The sequence below is a fragment of the Burkholderia sp. Bp8998 genome, assembly GCF_003854235.1.
Classification (GTDB): Bacteria; Pseudomonadota; Gammaproteobacteria; order Burkholderiales; family Burkholderiaceae; genus Burkholderia.
In genome coordinates this window covers 154927-178396 of the sequence record NZ_QTQF01000001.1, presented here as the reverse complement: position 1 = coordinate 178396, position 23470 = coordinate 154927, and the positions used below count along the sequence as shown (strand labels likewise).

Here is a 23470-nt window from a genome sequence, read left to right as displayed (position 1 = left end):
GTCGCCGCCCGGCCGTGACGCACATGACGCAACGCAGCGGCTACATCTGCGCGCCGGCAAGCGGCAGGGTCACACGGCAGTCGAGCCCGCCGCCTTCGGCCGGGCTCGCGCCGATGCGCCCGCCGTGGCGCGTGACGATGCTCTTGCACAGCGACAGCCCGATCCCGTTGCCGCCGGCCTTCGACGACGAGAAGCCGTCGAACAGCCGGTCGTGCGCACCTTCGGCGATACCGGGCCCGTTGTCGATCGCGCGCAGCTCCGCTTGCCCGCCGACGTTGGCCGTGCCGAGCGTCAGCGTGCACGGCGCACGCTCACGGCCGGCGAACGCCTCGATCGCGTTGAATGCCAGGTTGAGAATCACCTGCCCGATCAGCACGCGCTCGCAGCGGATCGGCAGCGGCGCATCGGCCTGCACGATCGCGACCGTCACGCCCGCTTCCTTCGCGCGCAACTCGATGAAATACGCGACGTCCGCGAGGATCTCGCGCAGGTCGGCGAGCGCGACGACCGGCTCGCGCTTCACGATGAACTCGCGCACGCTCTTGATGATCAGCGCCGCGTGCTCGGCCTGCCGGTCGGCGCTGCGCAGCCCCCAGATCGCATCGTCGACGGCGCCGTTGCCGCTCAGCCGCCGCACCGCGCCTTCGATGAAGTTGCGCACGGCCGCGAGCGGCTGGCTCAGCTCGTGCGCGATCACGGTCGCCATCTCGCCCATCGCGTTGTAGCGCCCCGCATATTCGAGCATCCGCGCCTCGGCACGCCGCGCGTCCTCGATCGCGACTTCGTCGCTGACGTCGCGGAACTGCACGAGCAGCCCGTCGAGATCGCCTTCGATCTCGACCTGCCGGCACAGGATGCGCAGCCAGCACGCCGAGCCGTCGCGCCGCACGAAGCGGTAGCGCTGCGGCTCGGACGGACACGTCGACGGCGCATCGCGCAGCTGCGCGACGAGCCGGTCGCGATCCGCCGCGGCGCAGTAGTCGAGCACGCCGTCGAGCGCTTCGTCGGGCGCGAGCCCGAGCACGCGGCGGCCCGACTCGCTGATGAACTGCACGCCACCGTGCAGCGTCACGACGGCGATGCCTTCGTCGAGATCCTGCATGAATTCGCGCAGCCGCGCCTCGTAGCGGCGCAGCTGCTGGCGGACCGCTTCTTCCGCGCTGATGTCGCGGAACTGCACCATCACGACGTCGTGCCCGCGCAGCGGCACGTAGGTCGCGGTGGCCTCGGACAGCATGTCGACGCCCGTACGCGATCGATAGCACCACTCGTACACCTGCGGCCCGTCGACGAGCGCACGATCCCATGCGCTCACCGCGATCTCGCGCTGGTATTTCGGTTCGGGACGCGTCATGTCCGGCGCCTTCAGCGGCAGCAGTTCCTCGACGGAAAAGCCGAGCGCGATGCACGCGGCGCGATTCGCCCACACGATCGCCTTCGTCTGCGCATCGTGCAGCAGCACGCAGGTGGTCAATGCGTCGAGCAGCCGGTGGAAATCGTCTTCGTCGGGGAAACTCATGATCGGATCCGGAGGAAGGCGCGCGGGATCACGCGGCCGGAAACCCAACATAGCACCGGCGCGCGCCGATCGCATCTGAAGATTTCTTTAGTCGGGCACGGAGCGACACCAGTCACGCGGCCCTACGCACCAATTGCTGCGTGTTTTCGGCGTTTCTAGACTGATTGCATCGTCTTTCGAACCCCATCCCCAGGAGACAGTCATGCCCAACGCCGCCCTCGCCATCGACGCCGCGTCCACCTCGCCGCATGCGGTCCGCGAAGCGGCCGCGCGGGTATCGCCGCTCGATGCGGTGATCGAGACCGTCGTCGCGCGGCGCGACGAATTCGACCGCCTGTCGCACGTGCCGCGCGACGTGGTCGCGCTGTTCAAGGAGGCCGGCATCTATCGCGCGGGCACGCCGCGCCGCTTCGGCGGCGATGCGCTCGCGCCCACCGCGTTCCTCGACACGATCGAGCGGATCGCGACCGCCGACGGGTCGGCCGCTTGGGTCGCGAGCTTCGGCTCCGCGAACGTCTATCTCGCCGCGCTGCCGCTCGCCACGCAGGCCGAGCTGTACGCGCGCGGCCCCGACCAGGTGTTCGCGGGCGGGCTGTTCCCGGTGCAGCCGGCGCAGGCCGCGCCCGGCGGCTGGCGCGTGAACGGCACGTGGAAGTTCGCGAGCGGCTGCAAGGGCGCCGACTGGCTCGGCGTCGGTATCGCGGTGCCCGGCGCGCAGGATGCCGCGCCGAACAAGCCGCGCACGGCCGTGTTCCGCGCCAGTGAAGTCGAGATCGTCGAGAACTGGAGCGTGGTCGGCATGCAAGGCACCGGCAGCCACGACCTGCGTGTCGACGACCGCTTCGTGCCCGACGCGTGGACCTTCGTGCGCGGCGGCGAGCCGACCGTCGACGAGCCGCTGTACCGCTATCCGACCGTCGCGTATGCGGCGCAGGTGCTCGCCGTCGTGAACCTCGGGCTGGCCCGCGCGGCGCTCGACGTCGCGAACCGGATGTCGGGCGGCCGCCAGACGACCACCGGCGCGCCGCGCCTCGCCGATCGCGCGTACTTCCGCATCGAGCTCGCGAAGGCCGAAGCGCAGCTGCGCTCGGCGCGCGCGTTCTTCTACGACGCGACCGACTCGGTCTGGCAATCGATCCTGGCCGGCAACCCGGTCACGCCCGAGCAGGTCAGCCTGCTGCGGCTCGCGGCCACGCATATCGCCCGCGAAGGCGCGAGCGTCGTCGAGCGCGCGTACCGGCTCGGCGGCACGGCCGCGATCTATCGCACGCATCCGCTGCAGCGCCTGCTGCGCGACGCGATGGTCGTCACGCAGCACGCGTTTCTCGGCGAAGGCAACTTCGACGGCGCGGGCGCGGTGTTCACCGGCGTCACGCCGTTTCCGGGCTATCTGTAATCCGCGTCGATTCGTTTCGACGCCGCTCAACGCATTCTTCAGGAGAACCTGTCATGTCCGATTCGAATCCGCTGCCGCTGCGCGTGCTGTTCTGCTGCGGCGTGTCGCAAAACTTCTTCGACCTGCCGCGCGAGAAGATCGGCGAAGTGTGGCAAGCGTACGGCGCGATGCTCGCCGCCGTCGAGGCGATGCCCGGCGTGCGCGTGCTCGGCGTGATGGATGACGACCGCCTCGTCGTCGGCCAGGCCGACGGCGCGCCGTGGACGTTCTACATCATGGCCGACGTCGCCGACTTCGACACGACGGTCGCGGTGTGCAACCTGTATCGCACGACGCCCGTCGGCGAATACAACCTGTGGCGCTACGGCAAGATCGAGGCGCGCGTCGGCCGTGCGCTGACCGTGCCGCCGGCCGCGAAGCCCGCGTCGTGAGGCCGGCGATGACCGGCCCCGATTCGACGCGCGCGATCGAAGCACTCGAAGCACTCACGCGGCGCGTGGCGGCGTTCGACGCCGAACGCGCGGTGCGTTCGACGATCACGCGCTACATGGCGCTGTGCGACGTGCCCGAGGATGCCGGCGACGGCCCGGCGCTCGCCGCGCTGTTCACGGCCGACGCGGTATGGGAAGGCATCGGCCCGCAGTACGCGCGCAAGTTCGGCCGCCTCGAAGGCACGGACGCGATCGTCGCGATGCTGCGCCGCTATCTGCCGCCCGATCCGCATTTTTCGGCGAACCTGCACTTCCTGACGTCGGAGTCGATCGACGTCGACATCGACCGTGCGACCGCGCGCGGCCGCTGGATCATGCTGCAGGCGTCGCGCTACGCGGACCGCACGGCCGAGCTGGTCGCCGCGCGGCTGACCGTCGATTTCGCGCCGGCCGACGACGGCACGACCTGGCTGATCCGCCATTTCCGCACCGAACGCGTGCTCGACGGCCCGTGGCCGCTCGCCGCCGCGCCGCAATCCTGACCCCTTTCACCGCGCTCGCACGCCATCGCACCATGACAGGCTTCATCGACACCTTCACGCTGGGCGGCCCGGGCCCGACGGTCGCGATCAAGGACACGATCGACATCGCCGGCCATCCGACCCGCGCGGCCAGCCGCGCGCTGGCGGACGCGCCGCCCGCCACGCAGCACGCGGACGTGGTCCGCCTGCTGCTCGATGCCGGCTGGCAGATCGCCGGCAAGGCGAACATGCACGAGCTCGCGTTCGGCATGACCGGCATCAACGACACCACCGGCACGCCGGTCAATCCGCAGGACCCGACGCGCATTCCGGGCGGCTCGTCGAGCGGGTCGGCGTCGCTCGTCGGGCTCGGCGTCGTCGACGCCGCGCTCGGCACCGATACCGGCGGCTCGATCCGCGGGCCGGCAGCCTGCTGCGGCGTGGCCGGGCTCAAGCCGACGTTCGGCCGCGTGTCGCGGCGCGGCGTCGCGCCCGCCAGCACCACGCTCGACTGCGTCGGGCCATTCGCACGCGACATCCGCACGCTCGCGGCCGTGATGGCAGCCATCGCGCCGGGCTTCGATCAGGTACGTGCGGCCGCACCCGTTGCCGACTGCACGATCGCGCAGGTGATCGTCGATGCCGATCCGGCCACCGCCGCCGCGCTCGACGCGGCGATCCGTGCGTCGGGCCTGCGCGCGCACGATGTCGTGCTCGACGCCATGCCTGACGCGTTCGCCGCGGGGCTCACCGTCATCAACGCGGAAACGTCGCGTGCATTCGGCCATCTCGTCGAAACCGGCAAGCTCGGCGCCGATCTCGATGCGCGGCTGCGCATGGCCGCGACGACGACGCCGGCCGCGCTCGCGGAAGCGGAAGCGGTGCGTGCGCGCTTCACCGCGCAGGTCAATGCCGCGCTCGAACGCGCGGACGTGCTGGTGCTGCCGACATTGCCCGCGTTGCCGATCACGCTCCAGCAGGCACGGGACGGCGTATCGGTCATCGCGATGTCGTCGCTGATCCGGCCGTTCAACCTGAGCGGCCATCCGGCGCTCAGCCTGCCGCTGCCGCTCGCGGGAACGCCGCTGAAGGCCGGATTGCAGATCGTCGGACGCACGGGCGCGGACGAACAGGTGTGCGCGGTCGCCGCGCACTTCGAAGCGGCGCTCGCCGCATGAACCACGATGCGGGCGCCGCTTCGGCCACGCGTCCGCAAACCACGGAATCACGCACCATGTCAGATCGAGTCGTCCTCGTCACCGGCGCCGCGCGCGGGCTCGGCGCCGTCATCGCCGACCGCTTTCATGCGGCCGGCTACCGCGTCGCACTGGCCGACATCGCCGCCGACGCCATTCACGCGCACGCACGCGACCTCGACCCGAGCGGCGAACGCGCGATCGCGCTGCCGCTCGACGTCACGTCGAAACGCAATTTCGAAGCCGCGCGCGATGCGCTCGTCGCGCGCTGGGGCGCGATCGACGTGCTCGTCAACAATGCCGGCGCATCGAAGGTCGTGCCCGCGATGGAGATCACGGCCGAGCAGTTCGACCAGGTGATCGACGTGAACCTGCGCAGCGTGCTGTTCGGCTGCCAGGTGTTCGGCCAGTACTTCGCGACGCGCGGCGCGGGCCGCATCGTCAACATCGCGTCGCTCGCGGGGCAGAACGGCGGCTCGGCGACGGGCGCGCACTATGCGGCCGCGAAAGGCGGCACGCTGACCCTGACCAAGGTGTTCGCGCGCGACCTCGCCGCGCAGGGCGTGACGGTCAATGCGATCTCACCGGGCCCGCTCGATCTGCCGATCGTCCATGAAAGCGTCGCACCGGAAAAGCTGCGCCAGGTGCTCGCGAGCCTGCCGGGCGGCAAGCTCGGATCGGCCGGCTTCGTCGCGGATGCGGCCGTGCTGCTCGCGTCGGGCGACGCGCATTTCGCGAACGGCGCGTGCTGGGACATCAACGGCGGGCTGTACATGCGCTGAGCGGCCGCCGGCATCGATCGCGCGGTGCCGACCGGTGCCGTGCGTGGTGCTTGGTGCTTGGTGCTTGGTGCGTGGTGCGCGGTGCGTGGTCGCTTGCGCGCGGGCACGTCCGCATGCAGGGCGACAGGCTAGCGCGACGACTCCCCGTCGTCGCCCCACACGACCATCACGTCGCGCACCAGCGCGGCGATCGATGTCGCGCCGAGCTTCTCCTTGATGCTCGCGCGATGCACGTCGACGGTCTTCACGCTGATCGACAGGTCCGACGCGATCTGCTTGCTGCCCTTGCCGTCGACGACGCCGCGCAGCACTTCCTTCTCGCGCGCGGTCAGCGCATCGAGCCGCTGGCGCAGCTCGCGGTGACGCTGGTCGACCGCGTGCCGCTGCTGCGCGAGCCGCAGCGCGCGTTGCACGCGCTCGAGCATCTGCTGCGAGTTGTACGGCTTCTCGACGAAATCGATCGCGCCGTTCTGCAGCGCGCGCACCGACATCGGGATGTCGCCGTGTCCGCTGACGAAGATCACCGGCAGCGTCGCGCCGCGCGCGTTCAGTTCCGCCTGCACGTCGAATCCGCTTTTCTCCGGCATCCGCACGTCGAGCACCAGGCACGCGGGCAGGTTCGCGTCGAAGCGCGCGAGAAAGTCGGCGGCATTCGCGAACCCTTCGGACGCGATGCCGACCGATTCGAGCAACCAGGCGAGCGACGTCCGCATGCCGCTGTCGTCGTCGACGATGTATACGATCGGAGCGGGTGACGTCATCGGGGTGTCTCGCAAAATATCGGTATCGGTATCGCGCGCGCCGCGTGTGAAGCAAGCGTCGTTCGTCGGGGGTGTGCGGCACATCATAACGAGCCGAAAATGCGCTGAATACCCCTTTACGACCCGCCCGAATGCCCGATCGCACTTTTTTTCGCGCGCCGCGCCGCGCATCTAGGTAGAACCTTTAGACGCGTTGGCGGGAACGCCAGCTTCATCGTGAATCGTGCGAATGTTCGCCGGCTTTTTCGCGACGTACGCTTGGGACATCGTCGACGATCCGCTGCCGCATCGACGGCACGCACGATCGCCGCCCTCATCCCCCCAGGAGCGCCCATGTCCGCAACGACCGATACCCCGCAACCGGCGCGCGCCGAACCGACCGACGCGCAAAAGGCCTTCCGGCAAGCGATGGCCCACCTCGGCGCGGCCGTCAACGTGATCACCACCGCGGGGCCGCACGGCCGCTGCGGGATCACCGCGAGCGCCGTCTGTTCCGTCACCGACGCGCCGCCGACGCTGCTCGTGTGCCTGAACCGATCGAGCGCGATGCATGCGATCTTCGAGCGCAATCGTCATGTTTGCATCAACGTGCTGCCGGCCGAGCACGAACTGCTCGCGCGGCATTTCGCGGGGATGACCGAACTGCCGATGGAACGCCGCTTCGCGCTACCGGTGTGGGATCGCGGCGAGCAGGACGTCCCCGTGCTGCGCGACGCGCTCGCGAGCCTGCAGGGCACGATCGCCGAGATGAAGGAAGTCGGCTCGCATTCGGTGATGTTCATCGAGGCGACGTCGATCCGCGTGCGCAACGACGGTGACAGCCTCATCTACTTCAGCCGCGCGTTCCATCGCGTGTCGCGCACGGCCTGCGTGCGGTAACGGTCGCCGTCACGTCGTCGGGCTCGCCGGATGTTGCGCGCCGGGGTCGGCTACGCCAACGCCCGCAGCGCGCGCTGTCCGGCCGCGAGCGCCGCGCCCGCGAACAGCGTCAGCGCCGAATAGACGAGCCCGCGCGCGAGCCCCGCGCTGTCCGACACCCAGCCGATCGCGACAGGCCCGGCGATCTGCCCGAACGCGAAGATCGTCGTGAACGCGCTGATGCCCTTCGCCCAGCCTTCCGGCGGCAGGTTGTGACGCACGAACGCGGTCGTCGACGCGACCGCCGACAGGAACGTCGCGCCGAACAGCACGCCCGACGCGAACGCGGCTGCCGGATGCACGAACAGCGCCGGCATCAGCGTCGCGACGCCGAGCAGCGCATTGAGCACGGCCAGCGCCTGGCCGCCGCGCATCCGGTCGAGCAGCCCCGACCACAGCCGCGCCGACACGACGGTCGCGACACCGAGCATCACGTAGAACGCGGACACGACCGTCCCGCTCATTCCCGCGCCGCGCAGCAGCGCGACGATGAACGTCATGTAGCCGATGTAGCCGACGCCGAACAGTCCGTAGCCCGCGAGCGCGAGTGCGAAGCGCGCGGGGCGCGCGGTCGCCACCGGCGCGATGCCGTCGCGCCGCACGGCCGGTGCCGCGTGCGCATGCTCGATGCGGCGCGCCGCCGACACGGCGATCGCCGAGAACAGCGCGCATGCGAACGCGAGCGCGAACCACGCCGGTTGCCAGCCGAGCGCGCGATGCACGAGCGTCGCGGGCACGAGCAGCGACGACGCGACGATGCCCCACCCGGTGCCGCCGTAATAGAGTCCGAGCAGCAGCCCCGCATCGCGCGGCGACGCGGACGCGAGCCGCGCGGCCAGCACGCCGCCGCTGATGAAGATCAGCGCGCTGCCGACGCCCGTCGCGAATCGCTCGACGAGCAGCGCGTGCATGCCGGACGTGACCCCGCACGCGGCCATCAGCACCGCGGTCAGCGCGCAGCCGGCGGCGAGCAGCGTGCCGGTGCGCCAGCGTCGCGACAGGGACGGGAAGACGAGCGCGCCGATCAGGTAGCCGGCCGCGTTGGCCGTGTTCAGCGCGCCGGCCTCTGCGAAGGTCCAGCCGAGATCGGCCTTCATCGGCGGCAGCAGCAGCGCATACGAGAAGCGCGCGAGGCCCAGCGCGATCGCGCTGCCGAGCGACAGGCAGATCGCGCGCCGCCACGCGGCCATCCGGTCGGGTTCGGTGGCGCCGGCATCCGGCCGTGCCCGGCCGGCGTGCTCCGGTTGCGGTGCTGCGCGCATCGCGGTGTCTCCATCGTGGTTCGAGGCCGATACGGGCCTGGGGTCCGCAACGTCGACACGGCTTGACGGCCGCGGGCCGTGGCGTCGTCGCTGCGCAATCCGTGTCGTGGCCGGGCACCGATCCCGATGCCGAAACCGGTGCGCCGATCGAGCGATGATACTTGACCGGTCACGCGCCCGGCGTGCGCCGGCTGCAGGGATGGCGTGCGCGCCGTCCGGAAGCCGGGGCGCGCCGACACCCGGCCTCCGCTACGCGCCCAATCCGGCGGTAAAGGCGGTGAAAAGCGCGCGCCCCTCGTCCCACTCCGCCAACCCGGAAGCCGCGTTCAAATGGCCGCGCGCGCCGAGCACCAGCGATTTCGCGCCGCGTTGCGCCGCCCATGCGACTGCTCGCCCGGACGGGTCGTACGGATCGTCGGAGCTGGCGATCGCCACCACCGGCCGGTCGCCGAAATCCTCTTCCGGCAAACGCGCGAACGCCTGCGCGGCAGCCGGAAACCGCGGACCGTCCGGATCGGGCACCGCCACGAGAAACGCCCCGTGCACCGGGCGCGCGGCAGCGGCACGCCAATGCGCGAACAACAGGCACCCGAGGGAATGGCACACCACGACCGGCGGCGTCCGGGCCTCCGCGACGGCCGCGTCGAGTGCCGCGATCCAGTCGATCAAGTCGGGCGTATCCCACGACGCTGGCGCAATGCGTGTGGCGCCCGGCAGCGCCGCTTCCCAGTGAGTCTGCCAGTGATCCGCGTCCGAGTTGCCGATCCCCGGCACGATGACGATGCTTCGATCCATTCCCGCCTCCATGAACATGAGAGCGTCCAGTCTGACCCGCGGGACTGCCGCGCGGAATGGCAAGTCATCGGATATTGAGACAGAATCCCGATGAATTAACGGAACAGGAATGCGGAGATGCCCGACGAAGAACTGGATCGCCTGGATATTTCGATCATCGAAGCGCTGCAGGAGAATGCGCGCACGCCATTGTCCGAAGTCGGCCGGCGCATCGGCCTGTCACAGCCGGCGACGTCGGAGCGCGTCAAGCGCCTGGAAGAGCGCGGCATCATCGCCGGCTACACCGCGCGGATCGATCCGGCCGCGCTCGGGTTGGGAATGATGGCCATCATCCGGCTGAGAACGACGCACGAGCACATCAAGCCCGCGTTGAGTGCGTTCGCCGACATGCCGCACGTCATCGAGATTCACCGGATGACCGGGGAGGACTGTTTCCTGCTGAAGGTGCTCGTGCCGACGCCCGGTCAGCTCGAAACCATCATCGACGCGATTGCCCGCTTCGGCGCGGTCACGACTTCGCTGGTCCTTCGGTCCGAGCCGGTCAAGCCGCTCGGCAAGGCACTGCTGGGTTGAAGCCGGCAATGGTTCGGCATTGGTCCGGCGTTGCGCCAGGACCGATCGAAAACGATGCTAATCGAAATGATCGGCGCAATTGGATTCCGGATTTAAAAAATCGCGGAATCGATTAATCTTTCACGGCCCAGATATTCGATAAAAAATCCGCACGCTTCGTGATTCGATTCATTCGCTTCCTTCCCGCGATGCGCTCCTACTCGTGCATGTTTAGCACCCCACGGCTAAAAACCTTGCAACGCATTGCATTTGCCAAATCGTCAGACTAATATCGACGCCACTCGTCCGGGATTCAAAAAATGCCGGATGAGTGGCGGTAATCCATTTACCGCCCTTTCATGTTGAATCGCTCATGTTCACCACAGGAGAATTGACATGCAGGAAACCCGGCAGATCGAATTGCTTGACTGGATGCAGGAAGACACGCACCCCGAGGCCGTCGACATGATGGTCGAGGATGCCGTGGTGCCGTTCGGCACCGCGCTCTGGCCGGTCTGAGCGGCCAGCCCGTTCCCGCGGAAGGGCTGCGGCCCTTCCGCCGCTTCCGGAGACACACATGCTGAACCTGCACCGCGCGCTGGGGTATCACCCGGCGCTGCGCGACAAGCTCGCACGCTGCGAGACGGGCAAGCTGCTGGTCGGCTACGACACCCGCAACCGCGATGTCGCGTTGCGCGCGTTTTCCGCCCTGCCCGACTCGCTCGACGCGACGACCCTCTGCCTCGAGACCACCCCACCCGCCGACATCGCCGCCGCGCTCACGCAGGCTGACCTGTTCGTACTGCTGTACGACTCGTCGTGCCTGCCGACGCCGTCGCCGAGCGGCCCGCCGTTCCTGGCCGCGATCCGTCCCGCGATCGTCGAGCACTGGAGCAAGTCGGTGCTGTTCAAGGATTACGGCCCGCATCTCGACGAGGCGTTCGCCGAATCGCTCGACGACATCGCCGCGCGCAACGGCCGGCTGATCGAAGCGGCCGCGCGCGCGTCGCAGCTCCATTTCATCGACGAAGCCGGCAACACGCTGACCGGCTCGCTCTCACCGGACCAGAAATGGACGAGCGTCGACGGGATGGGCAATCTCGACGTGGTGCCCGGTGAAATCGCGACGCACGTCACCGACCTGCACGGCTCGATCGTGTTCAGCGGCACGTTCCTCGGCACCGTGCCATTTGCGATCAAGTACCGCGTGGCGGAGCGGCTCGCGACGCTGCATGTCGAGGACAGCCTGATCGTCGATTTCGACAGCGACGACGCGGGCTTCCGGCGCGACTTCACGGCGTACCTCGACCGGCACGACAATCACCGGCGCATCGAGGAATTCGGGATCGGCACGAACCTGGGCATCCGAGGGCTGTACGGCCGCAACGCCGGGTTCGAGGAACGCCATCCGGGCCTGCATCTCGGCCTCGGCGGCGGCGCCAACGGCAGCCACCACCTCGACCTGATCTTCGCGCGCGGCACGCTCGCGTTCGATGAGCGGATCGTGTTCGACGGCGCGTTCGCCGTCTGACCCTGGAATCAGGCGTCGGCGGCCGCCGTGTCGCCGAGCCACTTGTACATCACGAGGCAGTCGACGAAGCCGAGCCGCGCGTGACGATACGCGCGCGGCAGCCGGCCGACGATCTCGAAGCCGAGCTTCTGCCACAGCGCGACCGCCACCTCGTTCGTCGCGACCACCGAATTGAACTGCATCGCGAGGAAGCCGCGTTCGCGCGCCACCTGCTGCGAGTGCTCGCACATCAGGCGTGCAACGCCCTTGCCGCGCGCGGCCTCGCTGACCATGTACCCGCAGTTGCACACGTGATTGCCGGGCCCGGCGGCGTTCGCCTTCAGGTAGTACGAGCCGAGCAGCACACCGTCCTCTTCGGCGACCCACGTGCAAAGCGGCGCGTCGAGCCACAGCGCGCGGGCGGTTTCACGCGTCGACGCCGGATCGAATGCGTAGGTCTCCTGCGCGGTGACGATCGCGTGGTATGTGGGCCAGAAGCGGGGGAAGTCGTCCTCGGTCATCGGGCGAAGCGTGATCATGCGGGTCCTCTCGTGAAGGGGTCGGGGAATGCGCGCGTGGCGCGACACGGCGTCAATGCGGGCCGCCGTCGCGCAGCAGGCCGCTGCGGTAGGTGCCAGGCGGCACACCATACCAGCGCTTGAACGCCTGCGAGAAACTCGACAGGTCGCTGAAGCCGAGCCGCTCGGCCACCTCCGTCAGCGACAGGTGCGCATCGCCGAGCAGCGTCTCGGCCATCGCGCCGCGCGCCTGCGCGAGCAGCACGCGGAATGTCGTGCCTTCTTCCTGCAGCCGGCGCTTCAGCGTGCGAGGGCTCGTATTCATCAGCCGCGCCATGTCCTCGAGCGAGAACGGCACGTTGCCGGGCGTCGCCGTCAGATATTGCCGCACCATCTCCGACGTGCCGACCCGCGCGCGCCGCGCTTCGACCAGCTGGCTGCACATCTGCTCGCACATCGAGACCGTCAGCGGGTTCGCATGCGGCAGCGGCCGGTCGAGAAACGCACGGTCGAACGCGAGGCTGTTCGCGCGCGCGCCGAACACGGGTTCGACACCGGCGATGCGCGGTGGGGGTGCGGGGGCGCGTGTGGACGCGGATGCGCTCGCGGCCTGCATCGTGAAGCGCGACAACGCGAAATCGCCGCCGCCGATTTCCTGCAGTAGCACGGCCGCGGCCGCCATGTCGCGCTCGACGAGGAAGCGGCTCAGGTCGGCCTCGAGCTCCGGCGCGCCGAAATTGAGTACGTACGTCCGCGGTTCCTCGCGATACGTGATCACCGTGAACGCATACGTGAGCGGCAGGAAACGCATTGCGAGCGCCAGCGCGTCGCGCGCGGTCGCGCTCGCGATCAGCCCGTAGCCCCACACGCCGTACGCGGAGAAGTGATAGCGCTGCCCGACCTCGAACCCGAGGCCCGGCGCGCGTCCGAGCGCGCGCAGCAGGTTGCCGGTCAGCCGCAGTTCCTGCGCGGCCGTCACCTCGACGTTCGGATCGTCGAGCTGCGCATCCGCGAGGCCCGTGCCGGCCAGCAACTTCGTGTGCGACACGCCGCGTTCGTCGCCGAAATCGACCAGCAGCCGCGCGCTGGCCGGACTCCGGGTGAAGTCCCAGAAGCTCATGCGGAGAAACCCTCGAAGCGCCGATTTGGCCCAAATACTAAAACAATTGTCCCGAAGCAGCATTGGTGTTTTCCCATGCGGCCCGCACCATCGGCGTCATCAGTCGTCGCCTGAACGACGTCAACGCCCCTGGAGGAGACACCATGCGATCGAGCCGTCCACCCGACCTCGCCGCACGCTTCGAACGCCAGCGCGAAGCATTCGCCCGCGACCCCGCCCCGCCGCTCGCGATCCGCCTGTCGCGGCTCGATCGCCTGCGCGCGCTGCTCGATACGCATGAAGCGTCGATCGTGCGCGCGATCGACGCCGACTTCGGCGGACGCTCCGCGCACGAAACACGGCTCGCCGAATTGTTCGTGGTTCGAAGCGGCCTGCGCCATGCACGCGCGCATCTGCGGCACTGGATGCGCGAACGCCGCGTGCCGACCGCCGCGCACTTCCGGCCCGGCCACAACCGGCTCGCGCCGCAGCCGCGCGGCGTCGTCGGCGTGATGGCCCCGTGGAACTATCCGCTGCAGCTCGCGATCGGGCCCGCGGTCGCGGCGCTCGCCGCCGGCAACCGCGTGCTGGTCAAGCCGTCGGAACTGACGCCGCGGCTGTCGGCCCTGCTCGACACGCTCGTCGCCGACGTGTTCGACGCCGACGAACTGGGCATCGTGACGGGCGACGTCGACACCGCGAAGGCGTTCGCGCGCTTGCCGTTCGACCATCTGTTCTTCACCGGCTCGACCGCGATCGGGCGCGATGTCGCGCAAGCCGCGGCCGCGAACCTGACGCCCGTCACGCTGGAACTCGGCGGCAAGTCGCCCGCGATCCTCGACCCGTCGTGCGACGTCGTGCACGCGGCCGGGCGCATCGCGTTCGGCAAGCTGCTCAATGCCGGCCAGACCTGCATCGCGCCCGACTATCTGCTGGTGCCGGCCGGCACCGCCGAGACCGTCGCCGCGCGCCTGTCGGAAGCGATCGCGCGCCGCTACCCGACGCTCGCCGGCAACCCCGATTACACGGCGATCATCGGTGCGCGGCATCGCGACCGCCTCGCGGCGCTGGTCGACGACGCACGCGATGGCGGCGCGCGCGTGCTCGAAGTCAATCCGGCCGGCGAGCGCTTCTCCGCGGGCACCCGCAAGTTCATGCCGACGCTCGTGCTCGGCGCGCGCGACACGATGCGGGTAATGCGCGAGGAGATCTTCGGCCCCGTGCTGCCGATCGTCGAATATTCGGACCTCGACGATGCGATCGACCGCGTGAATCGCGGCCCGCGCCCGCTCGCGCTGTACTGGTTCGGCCGCGACGCCGCGCGCCGCGATCGCGTGCTGCGTGAAACGGTGTCGGGCGGCGTCACGGTCAACGACTGCCTGTGGCATCTCGCGCAGGAACACCAGCCGTTCGGCGGCGTCGGCCCGAGCGGCATCGGCGCATATCACGGCAAATGGGGCTTCGACACGTTCAGCCATCACAAGCCCGTGTTCCACCAGGCGCGCCGCAGCGGCACCGCGCTGTTCCATCCGCCGTACGGCAAGACCTTCGAGCTGCTGCTGCGCGTGCTGACGCGCAGCGCGTGATCCATCGACCATCGGGAGACGATTTCTTGAGCAAGACTTTCGACTACATCGTCATCGGCGGCGGTTCGGGCGGCTGCGTCGTCGCGGGGCGCCTCACCGAGGACCCGGCCGTCACCGTCTGCGTGCTGGAGGCCGGCGGCCGCGGCGACAGCGCGGTCGTCAACGTGCCGACCGGCGCGGTCGCGATGATGCCGACCCGCGTGAACAACTGGGCGTTCGACACGGTGCCGCAGCCGGGGCTCGGCGGACGCATTGGCTATCAGCCGCGCGGCAAGGCGCTCGGCGGTTCGTCCGCGATCAACGCGATGGTCTACATTCGCGGCCATCGCGTCGATTACGACGGCTGGGCCGCGCTCGGCAACGAAGGCTGGTCCTACGACGACGTGCTGCCGTATTTCCGCCTGAGCGAGCACAACGAGCGCTTCGACGACGCCTTTCACGGCCGCGACGGCCCGCTGTGGGTCAGCGACCTGCGCACCGGCAACCCGTTCCATGTGCGCTACCTGGAGGCGGCGCGACAGGCCGGCCTGCCGCTCACCGACGACTTCAACGGCGCGCGGCAGGAAGGCGTCGGCCTCTACCAGGTCACGCAGAAGCACGGCGAGCGGTGGAGCGCGGCGCGCGCGTACCTGCTGCCGCACGTCGGCCGCCGCGACAACCTGACGGTCGAGACGCACGCGCAGGTACTGCGCATCCTGTTCGACGGCACGCGCGCGACGGGTGTCGAGGTGCGGCAGCACGGCAAGGTTCGCACGCTGCGCGCACGGCGCGAAGTCGTGCTCGCGGCCGGCGCGCTGCAGACGCCTCAACTGCTGATGCTGTCGGGCGTCGGCCCGGCCGGCGAACTGCAGCGGCTCGGCATACCGGTGCGCGCCGACCTGCCCGGCGTCGGCCGCAACCTGCAGGATCATCCGGATTTCATCCTCGGCTACCGCACGCGCAGCGTCGACACGATGGGCGTATCCGCGCGCGGCGGCCTGCGCATGCTGCGCGAGTTCGCGCGCTTCCGGCGCGAACGGCGCGGGATGCTGACGTCGAATTTCGCGGAAGGCGGCGGCTTCCTCAAGACGCGTGCGGACCTCGATGCGCCCGACATCCAGCTGCACTTCGTCGTCGCGCTCGTCGACGATCATGCGCGCCGGCTGCACGCCGGCCACGGACTGTCGTGCCATGTGTGCCTGCTGCGGCCGCGCAGCCGCGGCTCGGTCACGCTGCACAGCGCCGATCCGCTCGCCGCGCCGCGCATCGATCCCGCATTCCTCGACGATCCGCACGATCTCGACGACATGGTCGCCGGCTTCCGCATCACGCGCCGGCTGATGGAAGCGCCGGCGCTCGCCGAATGGATTACGCGCGACCTGTTCACCGCGAACGTGACGACCGACGACGAGATTCGCGACGTGCTGCGCCGGCGCACCGACACCGTGTATCACCCGGTCGGCACGTGCCGGATGGGGCGCGACGCGCTCGCGGTCGTCGATCCGCAATTGCGCGTGCACGGCGTGCAGGGGCTGCGCATCGTCGATGCGTCGATCATGCCGACGCTGATCGGCGGCAACACCAACGCGCCGACGATCATGATCGCCGAGAAGGCCGTCGACCTGATCCGCGGCGTGCGGCGTGTGCCGGCACGTTCGCCTGCCGACACCGGATGCGAACCGGCCGCCGTGCCGGCACACCGCGATACCGTTCCCGCGTCGTGCGCGTCGCACGATGCGATCCAGCTCGAGGAAACCCGCCATGTCGTCGCCTGAAGCTTCCCGTCCTGCCGAAACCGCCGCACCGCTGTCGGCGATCATCATCGGCGCCGGCTTCGCCGGCATCGGCATGGCCGTCGCGCTGCAACGCGCCGGCATTCACGACTTCGTGATCGTCGAGCGCTCGCACGATGTCGGCGGCGTGTGGCGCGACAATCGCTACCCGGGCGCCGCATGCGACGTGCCCTCGCATCTGTACTCGTTCTCGTTCGAGCCCAACCCGAACTGGTCGCGCGTGTTCGCGCCGCAGCCCGAAATTTACGCGTACCTGCAGCATTGCGCGCGCAAATACGAACTCGCACGCCATCTGCGTTTCGGCGCCGAGGTCGAGCGCGCGCAATACGACGAAGCCCGTGCGCAGTGGGATGTCACGCTCGTCGACGGCACGACGCTCAGTGCCGCCCTGCTCGTCAGCGGCACCGGTCAGCTGAGCCGCCCGGCGATGCCCGATCTCCCCGGCATCGACACGTTCCGCGGCCGTGCCTTCCACTCCGCACACTGGGATCATGACTATCCGCTCGCCGGCAAGCGTGTGGCCGTGGTCGGTACCGGCGCGTCGGCGATCCAGTTCGTCCCGGCGATCGCCGGCGACGTCAAGCGCCTCGTCGTGTTCCAGCGTTCGCCGGCCTATGTGATCCCGCGCCCGGACCGCGCGTATCGTCCGTGGGAGCGGGCGCTGTTCCGCCGGCTGCCGTGGGCGATGAAGCTGCATCGCGCGGCGATCTACGTACGCTACGAATCGCGCGCGATCGCGTTCACGCGGCTGCACGGGCTGATGGACGTCGCGGTGGGCCGGCCGTTCCGCAAGCTGCTCGCACGCGACGTGCGCGACCCCGTGCTGCGCGAACGGCTCACGCCCGACTATCCGATCGGCTGCAAGCGGCTCCTGCTGTCGAGCGATTACCTCGCCACGATCGGCCGCGACAACGTCGAGCTCGTCACGCAGCGCATCCGGCGCGTGACCGAAACCGGCATCGAGACCGACGACGGCGTGCATCACCCGGTCGACGCGATCGTCTACGGCACCGGTTTCGCGGCGACCGCGTTCCTGTCGCCGATGCGCATCACCGGCCGCGACGGGCTCGACCTGAACGACGCGTGGCGGCGCGGCGCGCAGGCGTATCTCGGGCTCACCGTGCCGGGCTTCCCGAACTTCTTCATGCTGTATGGCCCGAACACCAACCTCGGCCACAACTCGATCGTCTACATGCTCGAAAGCCAGATCGCGCATGTGATGCGCTGCGTGCGCGCGATGCGGCGCGACGGCACGCGCGCGATCGACGTCGATCCGAGTCGCTACCGGCGCTACAACACGCACGTGCAGCAGCGGCTCGAAGGCTCGGTGTGGAGCGGCTGCAAGAGCTGGTACGTCGATGCGTCGGGCCACAACAGCACGAACTGGCCCGGCTTCACGCTGACCTATCGATGGATCACGCGCTTCACGGGGCTGTCCGCGTACCGCTTCACGCGGCCGCTGCCCGGCACTGCGACGCCGACACCGACACCGACGCACGGTGCCGTCGTCGCGCCGCCTGACGGCCGCGCGGAAGCACTCGCCGCCGCATCGCTGCGCGGCTTTCTGCGCGTCGCGTTCCGGCCGCTGATCGGGCCGCCGTTCGGCGCGCGCATGCAGCGCCGCGTCGTCGCGTTGCTGTCGCCGCTGATGCCGGGCACGGGCGGCACGCTGCGCTACCGGACCTCCGCCGCCGGCGTGCCGGTCGAAGTGATCGCACCAAAGCGCGGCGAGGCGGGCGGCGCGATCCTCTATCTGCACGGCGGCGCATTCTGTCTCGGCGGCCCGCATACCCATCGCGGCGTGACGACGCGACTCGCGACCGAAGCCGGCCTGCCGGTGTGGGTGCCCGACTACCGGCTCGCGCCCGAGCATCCGAGCCCGGCGGCGCTCGACGACGCGCTGGCCGCATACGATGCGCTGCGCACGCAGGGCTACGCGCCGCACCGGATCGTGATTGCCGGCGATTCTGCCGGTGGCGCGCTCGCGCTGGCGCTCGCCATTGCGCTGCGCGAGCGCGGCGAGCCCGCCGCGGCCGCGCTGCTGCTGATCTCGCCCGTGACCGATCCGGCGCTCGGCGGCGACACGCTGGCATCGCGCCGCCACGACGATCCGATGATCCGTCGCGGCTGGCTCGAACAGGGGTTGCGCTGGTATCACGGCGCGGGCTCGATCGCGGCGCGCGGCCCGCTCGATACCGACTTGCGCGGCCTGCCGCCCATGCTGGTGCAGGCCGGCGACCAGGAAGTGCTGCTGTCGGATGCGCAGCGACTCGCGACGCATGCGCTCGCCTGCGGCGTGCCGTGCCGGCTGGAGATTCATGCCGCGCGCTGGCATGTGTTTCATCTGCAGGCGTTCTATCTGCGCTCGGCGCGGGACGCGTTGCGGACGCTGGCGGGGTTTGCCGCGCAGCGTGTAACGGCGACGTCGTGATGATCCTGTGAGGCCGGCGATCGAGGCTGTGGAACACAGCTGCGTCGATCGCCCGGCTTGCAACAATGCGACACCCGCTTGCAAAAACCGGCCGTTTATTTTTTTCCGACGCAGGCGGCCGGCATGATCTCCGCAAGCCTCGGCGTCATACCGTGGCGACGACCACCCCACTCTGGCGGAGACACAAATGAAAAGAAGCCACACCCTCAAGACGCTTGCGCTGCTCTGTTGCCTGGGCGTCCAGTACGCGACGTCGGCATTCGCGGACGAACCGAAGAAGGTCGCGTTCGTCGATACGGGCAATACCGGACGCAGCGTGATGGCCGAAGCGATCGCCGGGCAACTGATCGCGCAACGGCACGCGCATATCGCGGTGATCTCGCGCGCGGTCGACGAGGATCCGTATGACGAAAAGCCCGAGGAAAATGGCGTGATCCTGATGAAGCGGCGCGGGATCGACACGTCCGCGCATCGTTCGGTGCAACTGAACGGGAACGATGTGAAGCACTCCGACGTGATCCTGACGATGACCGACAAGCACAAGGAGAAGGTGCTCGCGCTCTATCCGTCGGCCGCCGGCAAGGTGTTCACGCTCGCCGAGTACGCGACCGGCGCGCACAAGGACGTGCCCGATGCGTGGGGCAAGCCGATCGACTTCTACGAATCGGTGACCGCGCAGCTCGACGCCTTCATCCCGGCCGCGCTCGACAAGGTCGCGACGGCCGCGCCCGCGAAACAGTAATGCAGGTCGGACCTGCCGGGTCGCCCGTCGCGCCGTGCGGCGGCGCCGGCGGGTCGACTATTTGAGTACTTCATCACCCGCACGGCGCGTATCCCGTACGCGCCGATGAGATCGGCCGTTCGGCCGAATCGTCGTCTCACGCTCCGAATGAAAGAATGAGCCTCGTTCGGGAAGCCGGCCTCACCACCAGAAACCCCGAGCCACGAAGGCACTGCACGCATCCCCGTGTAGCGCCTTCGCGTCGTGCTTCGTCTCGATTCGGCAGTCGGCCCGTGTATGCGTCGCTTCATCCGCGTCATCCGACAAGCCACGCAATCACGTCGATACCTCTACCACCAATGTAGCTTATAAGCTACAATACTCTCCAAGTTCGAACTTCTTCGCTATCGGCGCGACGACGGTCGCGAGCCGTTCACCGAATGGCTGAACGCCGTACGCGACAAGGTCATCCAGGCACGGATTCGCGAACGCCTGCGACGCGTGCAGACCGGCAATTTCGGCGATTGCGAGCCTGTCGGCGAAGGCGTGATCGAACTGCGCATCCACGTCGGTGCCGGCTATCGCGTCTATTTCGGCCGGTACGGCAGTGCACTGGTGCTGCTGTTGTCCGGCGGCGACAAGCGCACCCAATTCGACGACATCAGGCATGCGAAGAAACACTGGCTGAACTGGAAACGGAGGCAAATGTGAACAAGCTCAAAGGCGCGGTATCGCACCACGACGCGGAAGTCGCCGAACTCGGCGCCGACCGCGAGCTCGCGGTGGCCTATTTGCGCGTCGCGATGGAATCGCTCGACGATCCCGACAACCGCGCGGCCGCGCTGCTCGCGCTGCGCACGGTCGCGGAAGCGTACGGGGGGCTCGGCGCGGTCGCGGCGGAAGCCGGCATCAGCCGCGAATCGCTGTATCGCACGCTGTCGCCCAACGGCAACCCGACGCTGAAAACCCTGCTCGCGGTGCTCAAGACCGTCGGCCTGCGCCTGTCCGTCGTCCCCGCGCAGCCGGCGCACGCCTGACGCGCCCCCCGCGTTTCAAGGCTGCACCATCCACACGAGCAGCATCGCGGCCGGCGCCTCGCGCATCCCCGCCGGCGGCTGCCCGATCGTCGGCTCGACCTGCAGCACCTGCGCGATCGTCGCCGCATCGTCGACCGTCGTCGTGCGCACCGTCGTCATCAGCCGCGCGGGCCGATACAGCGTCTCGCGATACAACGCGCCGTACCACAGCGGCCGCATGCCGAGCGCATCCTGCAGCACGTACGGATAACGCCACAGCCGCAGCACGAGGCGGCTGTCCGGGCGGGCCGGATCGACGCGCACGAACACGCGGCGCGTACTTTCGCCGTGCGTATAGCGCGGCAGCACGGGCAGCGCATCGGCCGGCGCCTGCGGCACCAGCCAGCGCAGCGCGGTGGCGGGCGACCACGGCGTCGCGCGCTGCCAGCCGGCCAGCGAAAGATGGCGGTCGAGCGTGTCCGACGTCACGCACCATTGCAGCGGCAGATATTCCTCGCGATCGCCGCCGATCTCGGTGCGCCGCGTCGGCACGCGCTGCCATCCGCCGCGCATCCATTGATCGACGGTCATCGCGACAACGTCGCCCACGTGCGGACGCGCCGCGCGATCGAGCTGCCACTGCGCGGGCACGGTCCATACGCCGGTCGTCGCGAGCACGACGAGCACCGCGACGAGCGCGCCCCGCGGCTGCACATGCTCGCGCACCTGCCAGTACGCGTAGGCGCCGGCCAGCACCGCGAACCACGCGAGCCCGAGGCTCCAGCCGCCGAGCAAGCCCGACAACCACGTATCGCCGACGTACAGCCGCGCGAAGCCGCCGAGCACGACCCACAGCACGACCGCCGTCACGACCGGAATGCGCCACAGTGCCGGCCGGTCGCGTGTGATCACCCAGCCGATGCCGCTGCTCGCGAGCATCGCGAACGCCGCATCGGCGTCGGGCAGCGGCACGTGCAGCGCGCCGGGCGGCAGACTCGCGGGCGTCGTGCCGGGCAGGCCGGTGCCGAACGCCGGCACCAGCACGACCGCGATGCCGACCGTCGCGAGCCACCATGCGGACGTCACCCAGCAGCGATGGATCATCAGCCAGAGGAGGAACGCGGCCGCGACGATCAGCCCCGTATCGTGTCCGTGCAGCACCGCGAGCGCGCGCATCGCGGCATCCACGGGCGGCGTGCGCAGGTTCTGCAGGAACGCATACAGCGCGATGTCGGCGTGCATCAGCGGATCGTTCGCGACGATGTCCTGCACGATGCCGGCAAACAGCCACACGCAGCCGACGAACAGCAGCGCGAACACGGGCACCGCGCCCGGCAGGCGGCGCCCCTTCTCGATCGTGTCGTGCAGCCAGCCGCCGAAGCGCGGCCAGCGGCGCGCGCATGCATGCACGGCTGCGCCGGCCGCACGGGACAGCAACGGCCAGCCGCGCCGCAGCGCGACACGCACGCCGATCCACACGAGCGCGACCAGCGCGGCGATCACCAGCAGGATCGCGGCGACCCGCACGCTGATCGCGGCGGCCAGCACCGCCGATGCGCCGAACAGGATGCCCGGCGCGACGTGCACGGGCGCCCAGATCAGCGCCGACACGATATTGACCGGGTAGAACGACCGGCGCGGCAGCGTCGCGCAGCCGACCACGACCGGCACGACCGCGCGCACCGGCGCCAGGAAGCGCGCGAGCACGATGCTTTTCATCCCGTGGCGCAGCACGAACTGCTCGCCGCGCGCATAGGCATCCGCGTAGCCCAACCGGACCCACCCGTTCCGAATCGTGCCGCGGTAGTGGCGTCCGAGCTCGTAGCTGACCCCGTCGCCGACGATCGCGCCCGCGGCCGCGATGCCGATCGTCGTCCAGCCGTCGAGCGCGCCCGCGCCGATCAACGTGCCGGCCGCGAACATCACGGCGCCGGCCGGCACGACCGTGCCGATCAGCGCGATTGCCTCGGCACAGGCGGCGGCGAACACGACCGCCAGCACGAGCGCGGGGTGCGCACCGATCGCGCCGAGCCATGCGTGGATCGTGTCGCTCATCGCGGGCCGCGCGACGTGGCGGTGCGGCGTGCCGGCACCGGGGCGGCAATGGCGTGGGGAGGGTTCATCGGCGTGTGCGCGCGGTCGCGCCGGCGGGCGGCGTCAGTCGAACTCGTGCTGGCGCGCGTCGGCCTCGAGCGGCGCGTCGTGGTAGCCGACGGTCGCGATCTCGTGCAGATAGCGCGCGAGAAACGCGCCGAGCGACCCGGCTTCCTCGTACTGATGCACATGGCGGAATTCGTGCGTGAGCAGGCGTCGCGTGTCGTGACCGCGCAGCACGAACACCGCATGGCCGAGCGTGAGGCCGATCGTCCCCGGCGACAGCAGGCCGGTGTCGCGCGCGATCGCGCCCAGCGCCGGCGTGTCGGGGAACGGCAGCCGGTCGGCGACCACGACGCGGATCCGCTCCGGCTGGGCGACGCCCACGGTACGCGCGTCGTCGGCCTGCGCGGGCGTCAGCGGCACGCCCTGCGCGAGCCCGTGGGCTGCCTGCGCGTCGGCCCACGCGACGGCGTCGGGCAACGCGGACGGCAGGATGTCGGCGAGATCGATCATCGTGGCGGCTCCTCGGGTCGGGACGGTGCAATCGGGCACCAGTTTATCTCTGAATCAGGACGGTCCGCGACGCA

23 protein-coding genes are annotated in these 23470 nt (G+C 69.6%); 15 read left to right on the top strand and 8 right to left on the bottom strand.

Annotation, left to right across the window (positions count from 1 at the left end; all coding sequences use genetic code 11):
* Positions 1-40: 40 nt before the first annotated feature.
* The gene (locus tag DIE06_RS00800; protein WP_124659719.1) at positions 41-1594 is read right to left on the bottom strand and encodes a sensor histidine kinase; all 1554 of its coding nucleotides are present in this window, start codon (positions 1592-1594) and stop codon (positions 41-43) included.
* A 127-nt stretch (positions 1595-1721) separates the two neighbouring features.
* Between DIE06_RS00800 and DIE06_RS00795 the strand changes: the two genes are divergently transcribed.
* The 5 genes from DIE06_RS00795 to DIE06_RS00775 are packed head-to-tail and all read left to right on the top strand — an operon-like array spanning position 1722 to position 5845.
* Positions 1722-2915, top strand: a complete 1194-nt coding sequence (locus DIE06_RS00795; RefSeq protein WP_124659718.1) for an acyl-CoA dehydrogenase family protein — start codon at positions 1722-1724, stop codon at positions 2913-2915.
* Positions 2916-2968: 53 nt separating this feature from the next.
* On the top strand, positions 2969-3346 hold the full coding sequence (locus DIE06_RS00790; RefSeq protein ID WP_021161073.1) for a hypothetical protein: 378 nt from the start codon (positions 2969-2971) through the stop codon (positions 3344-3346).
* Positions 3347-3354: 8 nt separating this feature from the next.
* The gene (locus tag DIE06_RS00785) at positions 3355-3888 is read left to right on the top strand and encodes a nuclear transport factor 2 family protein (protein ID WP_124659717.1); all 534 of its coding nucleotides are present in this window, start codon (positions 3355-3357) and stop codon (positions 3886-3888) included.
* 32 nt (positions 3889-3920) lie between these two features.
* Positions 3921-5045, top strand: coding sequence for an amidase (locus tag DIE06_RS00780; RefSeq protein ID WP_124659716.1), 1125 nt, complete (start codon positions 3921-3923; stop codon positions 5043-5045).
* Between the two features lie 56 nt (positions 5046-5101).
* Complete coding sequence (locus DIE06_RS00775; protein WP_124659715.1) at positions 5102-5845, top strand: SDR family NAD(P)-dependent oxidoreductase; 744 nt, start codon at positions 5102-5104, stop codon at positions 5843-5845.
* Between the two features lie 128 nt (positions 5846-5973).
* On the opposite strand, the gene DIE06_RS00770 is transcribed toward DIE06_RS00775, so the two are convergent.
* Complete coding sequence (locus tag DIE06_RS00770; RefSeq protein ID WP_124659714.1) at positions 5974-6606, bottom strand: response regulator transcription factor; 633 nt, start codon at positions 6604-6606, stop codon at positions 5974-5976.
* 333 nt (positions 6607-6939) lie between these two features.
* Between DIE06_RS00770 and hpaC the strand changes: the two genes are divergently transcribed.
* Positions 6940-7485 carry a 4-hydroxyphenylacetate 3-monooxygenase, reductase component gene (gene hpaC, locus DIE06_RS00765; protein ID WP_124659713.1) on the top strand — a complete coding sequence of 182 codons (546 nt, stop codon included), beginning with the start codon at positions 6940-6942 and terminating at the stop codon, positions 7483-7485.
* Positions 7486-7535: 50 nt separating this feature from the next.
* Here the strand turns inward: hpaC and DIE06_RS00760 are convergent, their stop codons facing one another.
* Together DIE06_RS00760 and DIE06_RS00755 are read right to left on the bottom strand one after the other, a co-directional pair.
* Positions 7536-8786 carry a YbfB/YjiJ family MFS transporter gene (locus DIE06_RS00760; RefSeq protein ID WP_124659712.1) on the bottom strand — a complete coding sequence of 417 codons (1251 nt, stop codon included), beginning with the start codon at positions 8784-8786 and terminating at the stop codon, positions 7536-7538.
* 249 nt (positions 8787-9035) lie between these two features.
* On the bottom strand, positions 9036-9581 hold the full coding sequence (locus tag DIE06_RS00755) for an alpha/beta hydrolase (protein WP_124660039.1): 546 nt from the start codon (positions 9579-9581) through the stop codon (positions 9036-9038).
* 117 nt (positions 9582-9698) lie between these two features.
* Between DIE06_RS00755 and DIE06_RS00750 the strand changes: the two genes are divergently transcribed.
* From DIE06_RS00750 to DIE06_RS00745, 3 genes are all read left to right on the top strand, one after another.
* Positions 9699-10154 (top strand): Lrp/AsnC family transcriptional regulator, encoded by a 456-nt coding sequence (locus tag DIE06_RS00750; RefSeq protein WP_124659711.1) that lies wholly within the window; start codon positions 9699-9701, stop codon positions 10152-10154.
* Between the two features lie 375 nt (positions 10155-10529).
* Complete coding sequence (locus tag DIE06_RS38800) at positions 10530-10652, top strand: hypothetical protein (RefSeq protein WP_006752127.1); 123 nt, start codon at positions 10530-10532, stop codon at positions 10650-10652.
* Positions 10653-10710: 58 nt separating this feature from the next.
* Positions 10711-11664 carry a leucyl aminopeptidase gene (locus DIE06_RS00745; RefSeq protein ID WP_124659710.1) on the top strand — a complete coding sequence of 318 codons (954 nt, stop codon included), beginning with the start codon at positions 10711-10713 and terminating at the stop codon, positions 11662-11664.
* Between the two features lie 8 nt (positions 11665-11672).
* Here DIE06_RS00745 and DIE06_RS00740 read toward each other — a convergent pair whose 3' ends face one another.
* Both DIE06_RS00740 and DIE06_RS00735 read right to left on the bottom strand, forming a co-directional pair.
* Positions 11673-12182: a GNAT family N-acetyltransferase gene (locus DIE06_RS00740; RefSeq protein ID WP_124659709.1), complete on the bottom strand. Its 510-nt coding sequence runs from the start codon at positions 12180-12182 to the stop codon at positions 11673-11675.
* 52 nt (positions 12183-12234) lie between these two features.
* The gene (locus DIE06_RS00735; protein ID WP_124659708.1) at positions 12235-13281 is read right to left on the bottom strand and encodes an AraC family transcriptional regulator; all 1047 of its coding nucleotides are present in this window, start codon (positions 13279-13281) and stop codon (positions 12235-12237) included.
* Between the two features lie 143 nt (positions 13282-13424).
* Here DIE06_RS00735 and DIE06_RS00730 point away from each other — a divergent pair, with 143 nt between their 5' ends.
* The 6 genes from DIE06_RS00730 (at position 13425) to DIE06_RS00705 (ending at position 20807) form a co-directional block, all read left to right on the top strand.
* Entirely contained in the window at positions 13425-14846 is a 1422-nt protein-coding gene (locus DIE06_RS00730; protein ID WP_124659707.1) for a coniferyl aldehyde dehydrogenase, read from the top strand.
* Between the two features lie 26 nt (positions 14847-14872).
* Positions 14873-16600: a GMC family oxidoreductase gene (locus DIE06_RS00725; RefSeq protein WP_124659706.1), complete on the top strand. Its 1728-nt coding sequence runs from the start codon at positions 14873-14875 to the stop codon at positions 16598-16600.
* Positions 16587-19049, top strand: a complete 2463-nt coding sequence (locus tag DIE06_RS00720) for an alpha/beta hydrolase fold domain-containing protein (RefSeq protein ID WP_124659705.1) — start codon at positions 16587-16589, stop codon at positions 19047-19049. Before DIE06_RS00725 ends, DIE06_RS00720 begins: the two co-directional genes overlap by 14 nt.
* 187 nt (positions 19050-19236) lie before the next feature.
* Positions 19237-19791 (top strand): protein tyrosine phosphatase, encoded by a 555-nt coding sequence (locus tag DIE06_RS00715; RefSeq protein WP_124659704.1) that lies wholly within the window; start codon positions 19237-19239, stop codon positions 19789-19791.
* Between the two features lie 357 nt (positions 19792-20148).
* Positions 20149-20481 carry a type II toxin-antitoxin system RelE/ParE family toxin gene (locus tag DIE06_RS00710; RefSeq protein ID WP_124660038.1) on the top strand — a complete coding sequence of 111 codons (333 nt, stop codon included), beginning with the start codon at positions 20149-20151 and terminating at the stop codon, positions 20479-20481.
* Entirely contained in the window at positions 20478-20807 is a 330-nt protein-coding gene (locus tag DIE06_RS00705; RefSeq protein WP_006752118.1) for an addiction module antidote protein, read from the top strand. Before DIE06_RS00710 ends, DIE06_RS00705 begins: the two co-directional genes overlap by 4 nt.
* Before the next feature lie 15 nt (positions 20808-20822).
* Here DIE06_RS00705 and DIE06_RS00700 read toward each other — a convergent pair whose 3' ends face one another.
* Positions 20823-22841: an LssY C-terminal domain-containing protein gene (locus DIE06_RS00700; protein WP_124659703.1), complete on the bottom strand. Its 2019-nt coding sequence runs from the start codon at positions 22839-22841 to the stop codon at positions 20823-20825.
* A 102-nt stretch (positions 22842-22943) separates the two neighbouring features.
* Positions 22944-23396, bottom strand: a complete 453-nt coding sequence (locus tag DIE06_RS00695) for a hypothetical protein (protein WP_124659702.1) — start codon at positions 23394-23396, stop codon at positions 22944-22946.
* Positions 23397-23470: the final 74 nt, after the last annotated feature.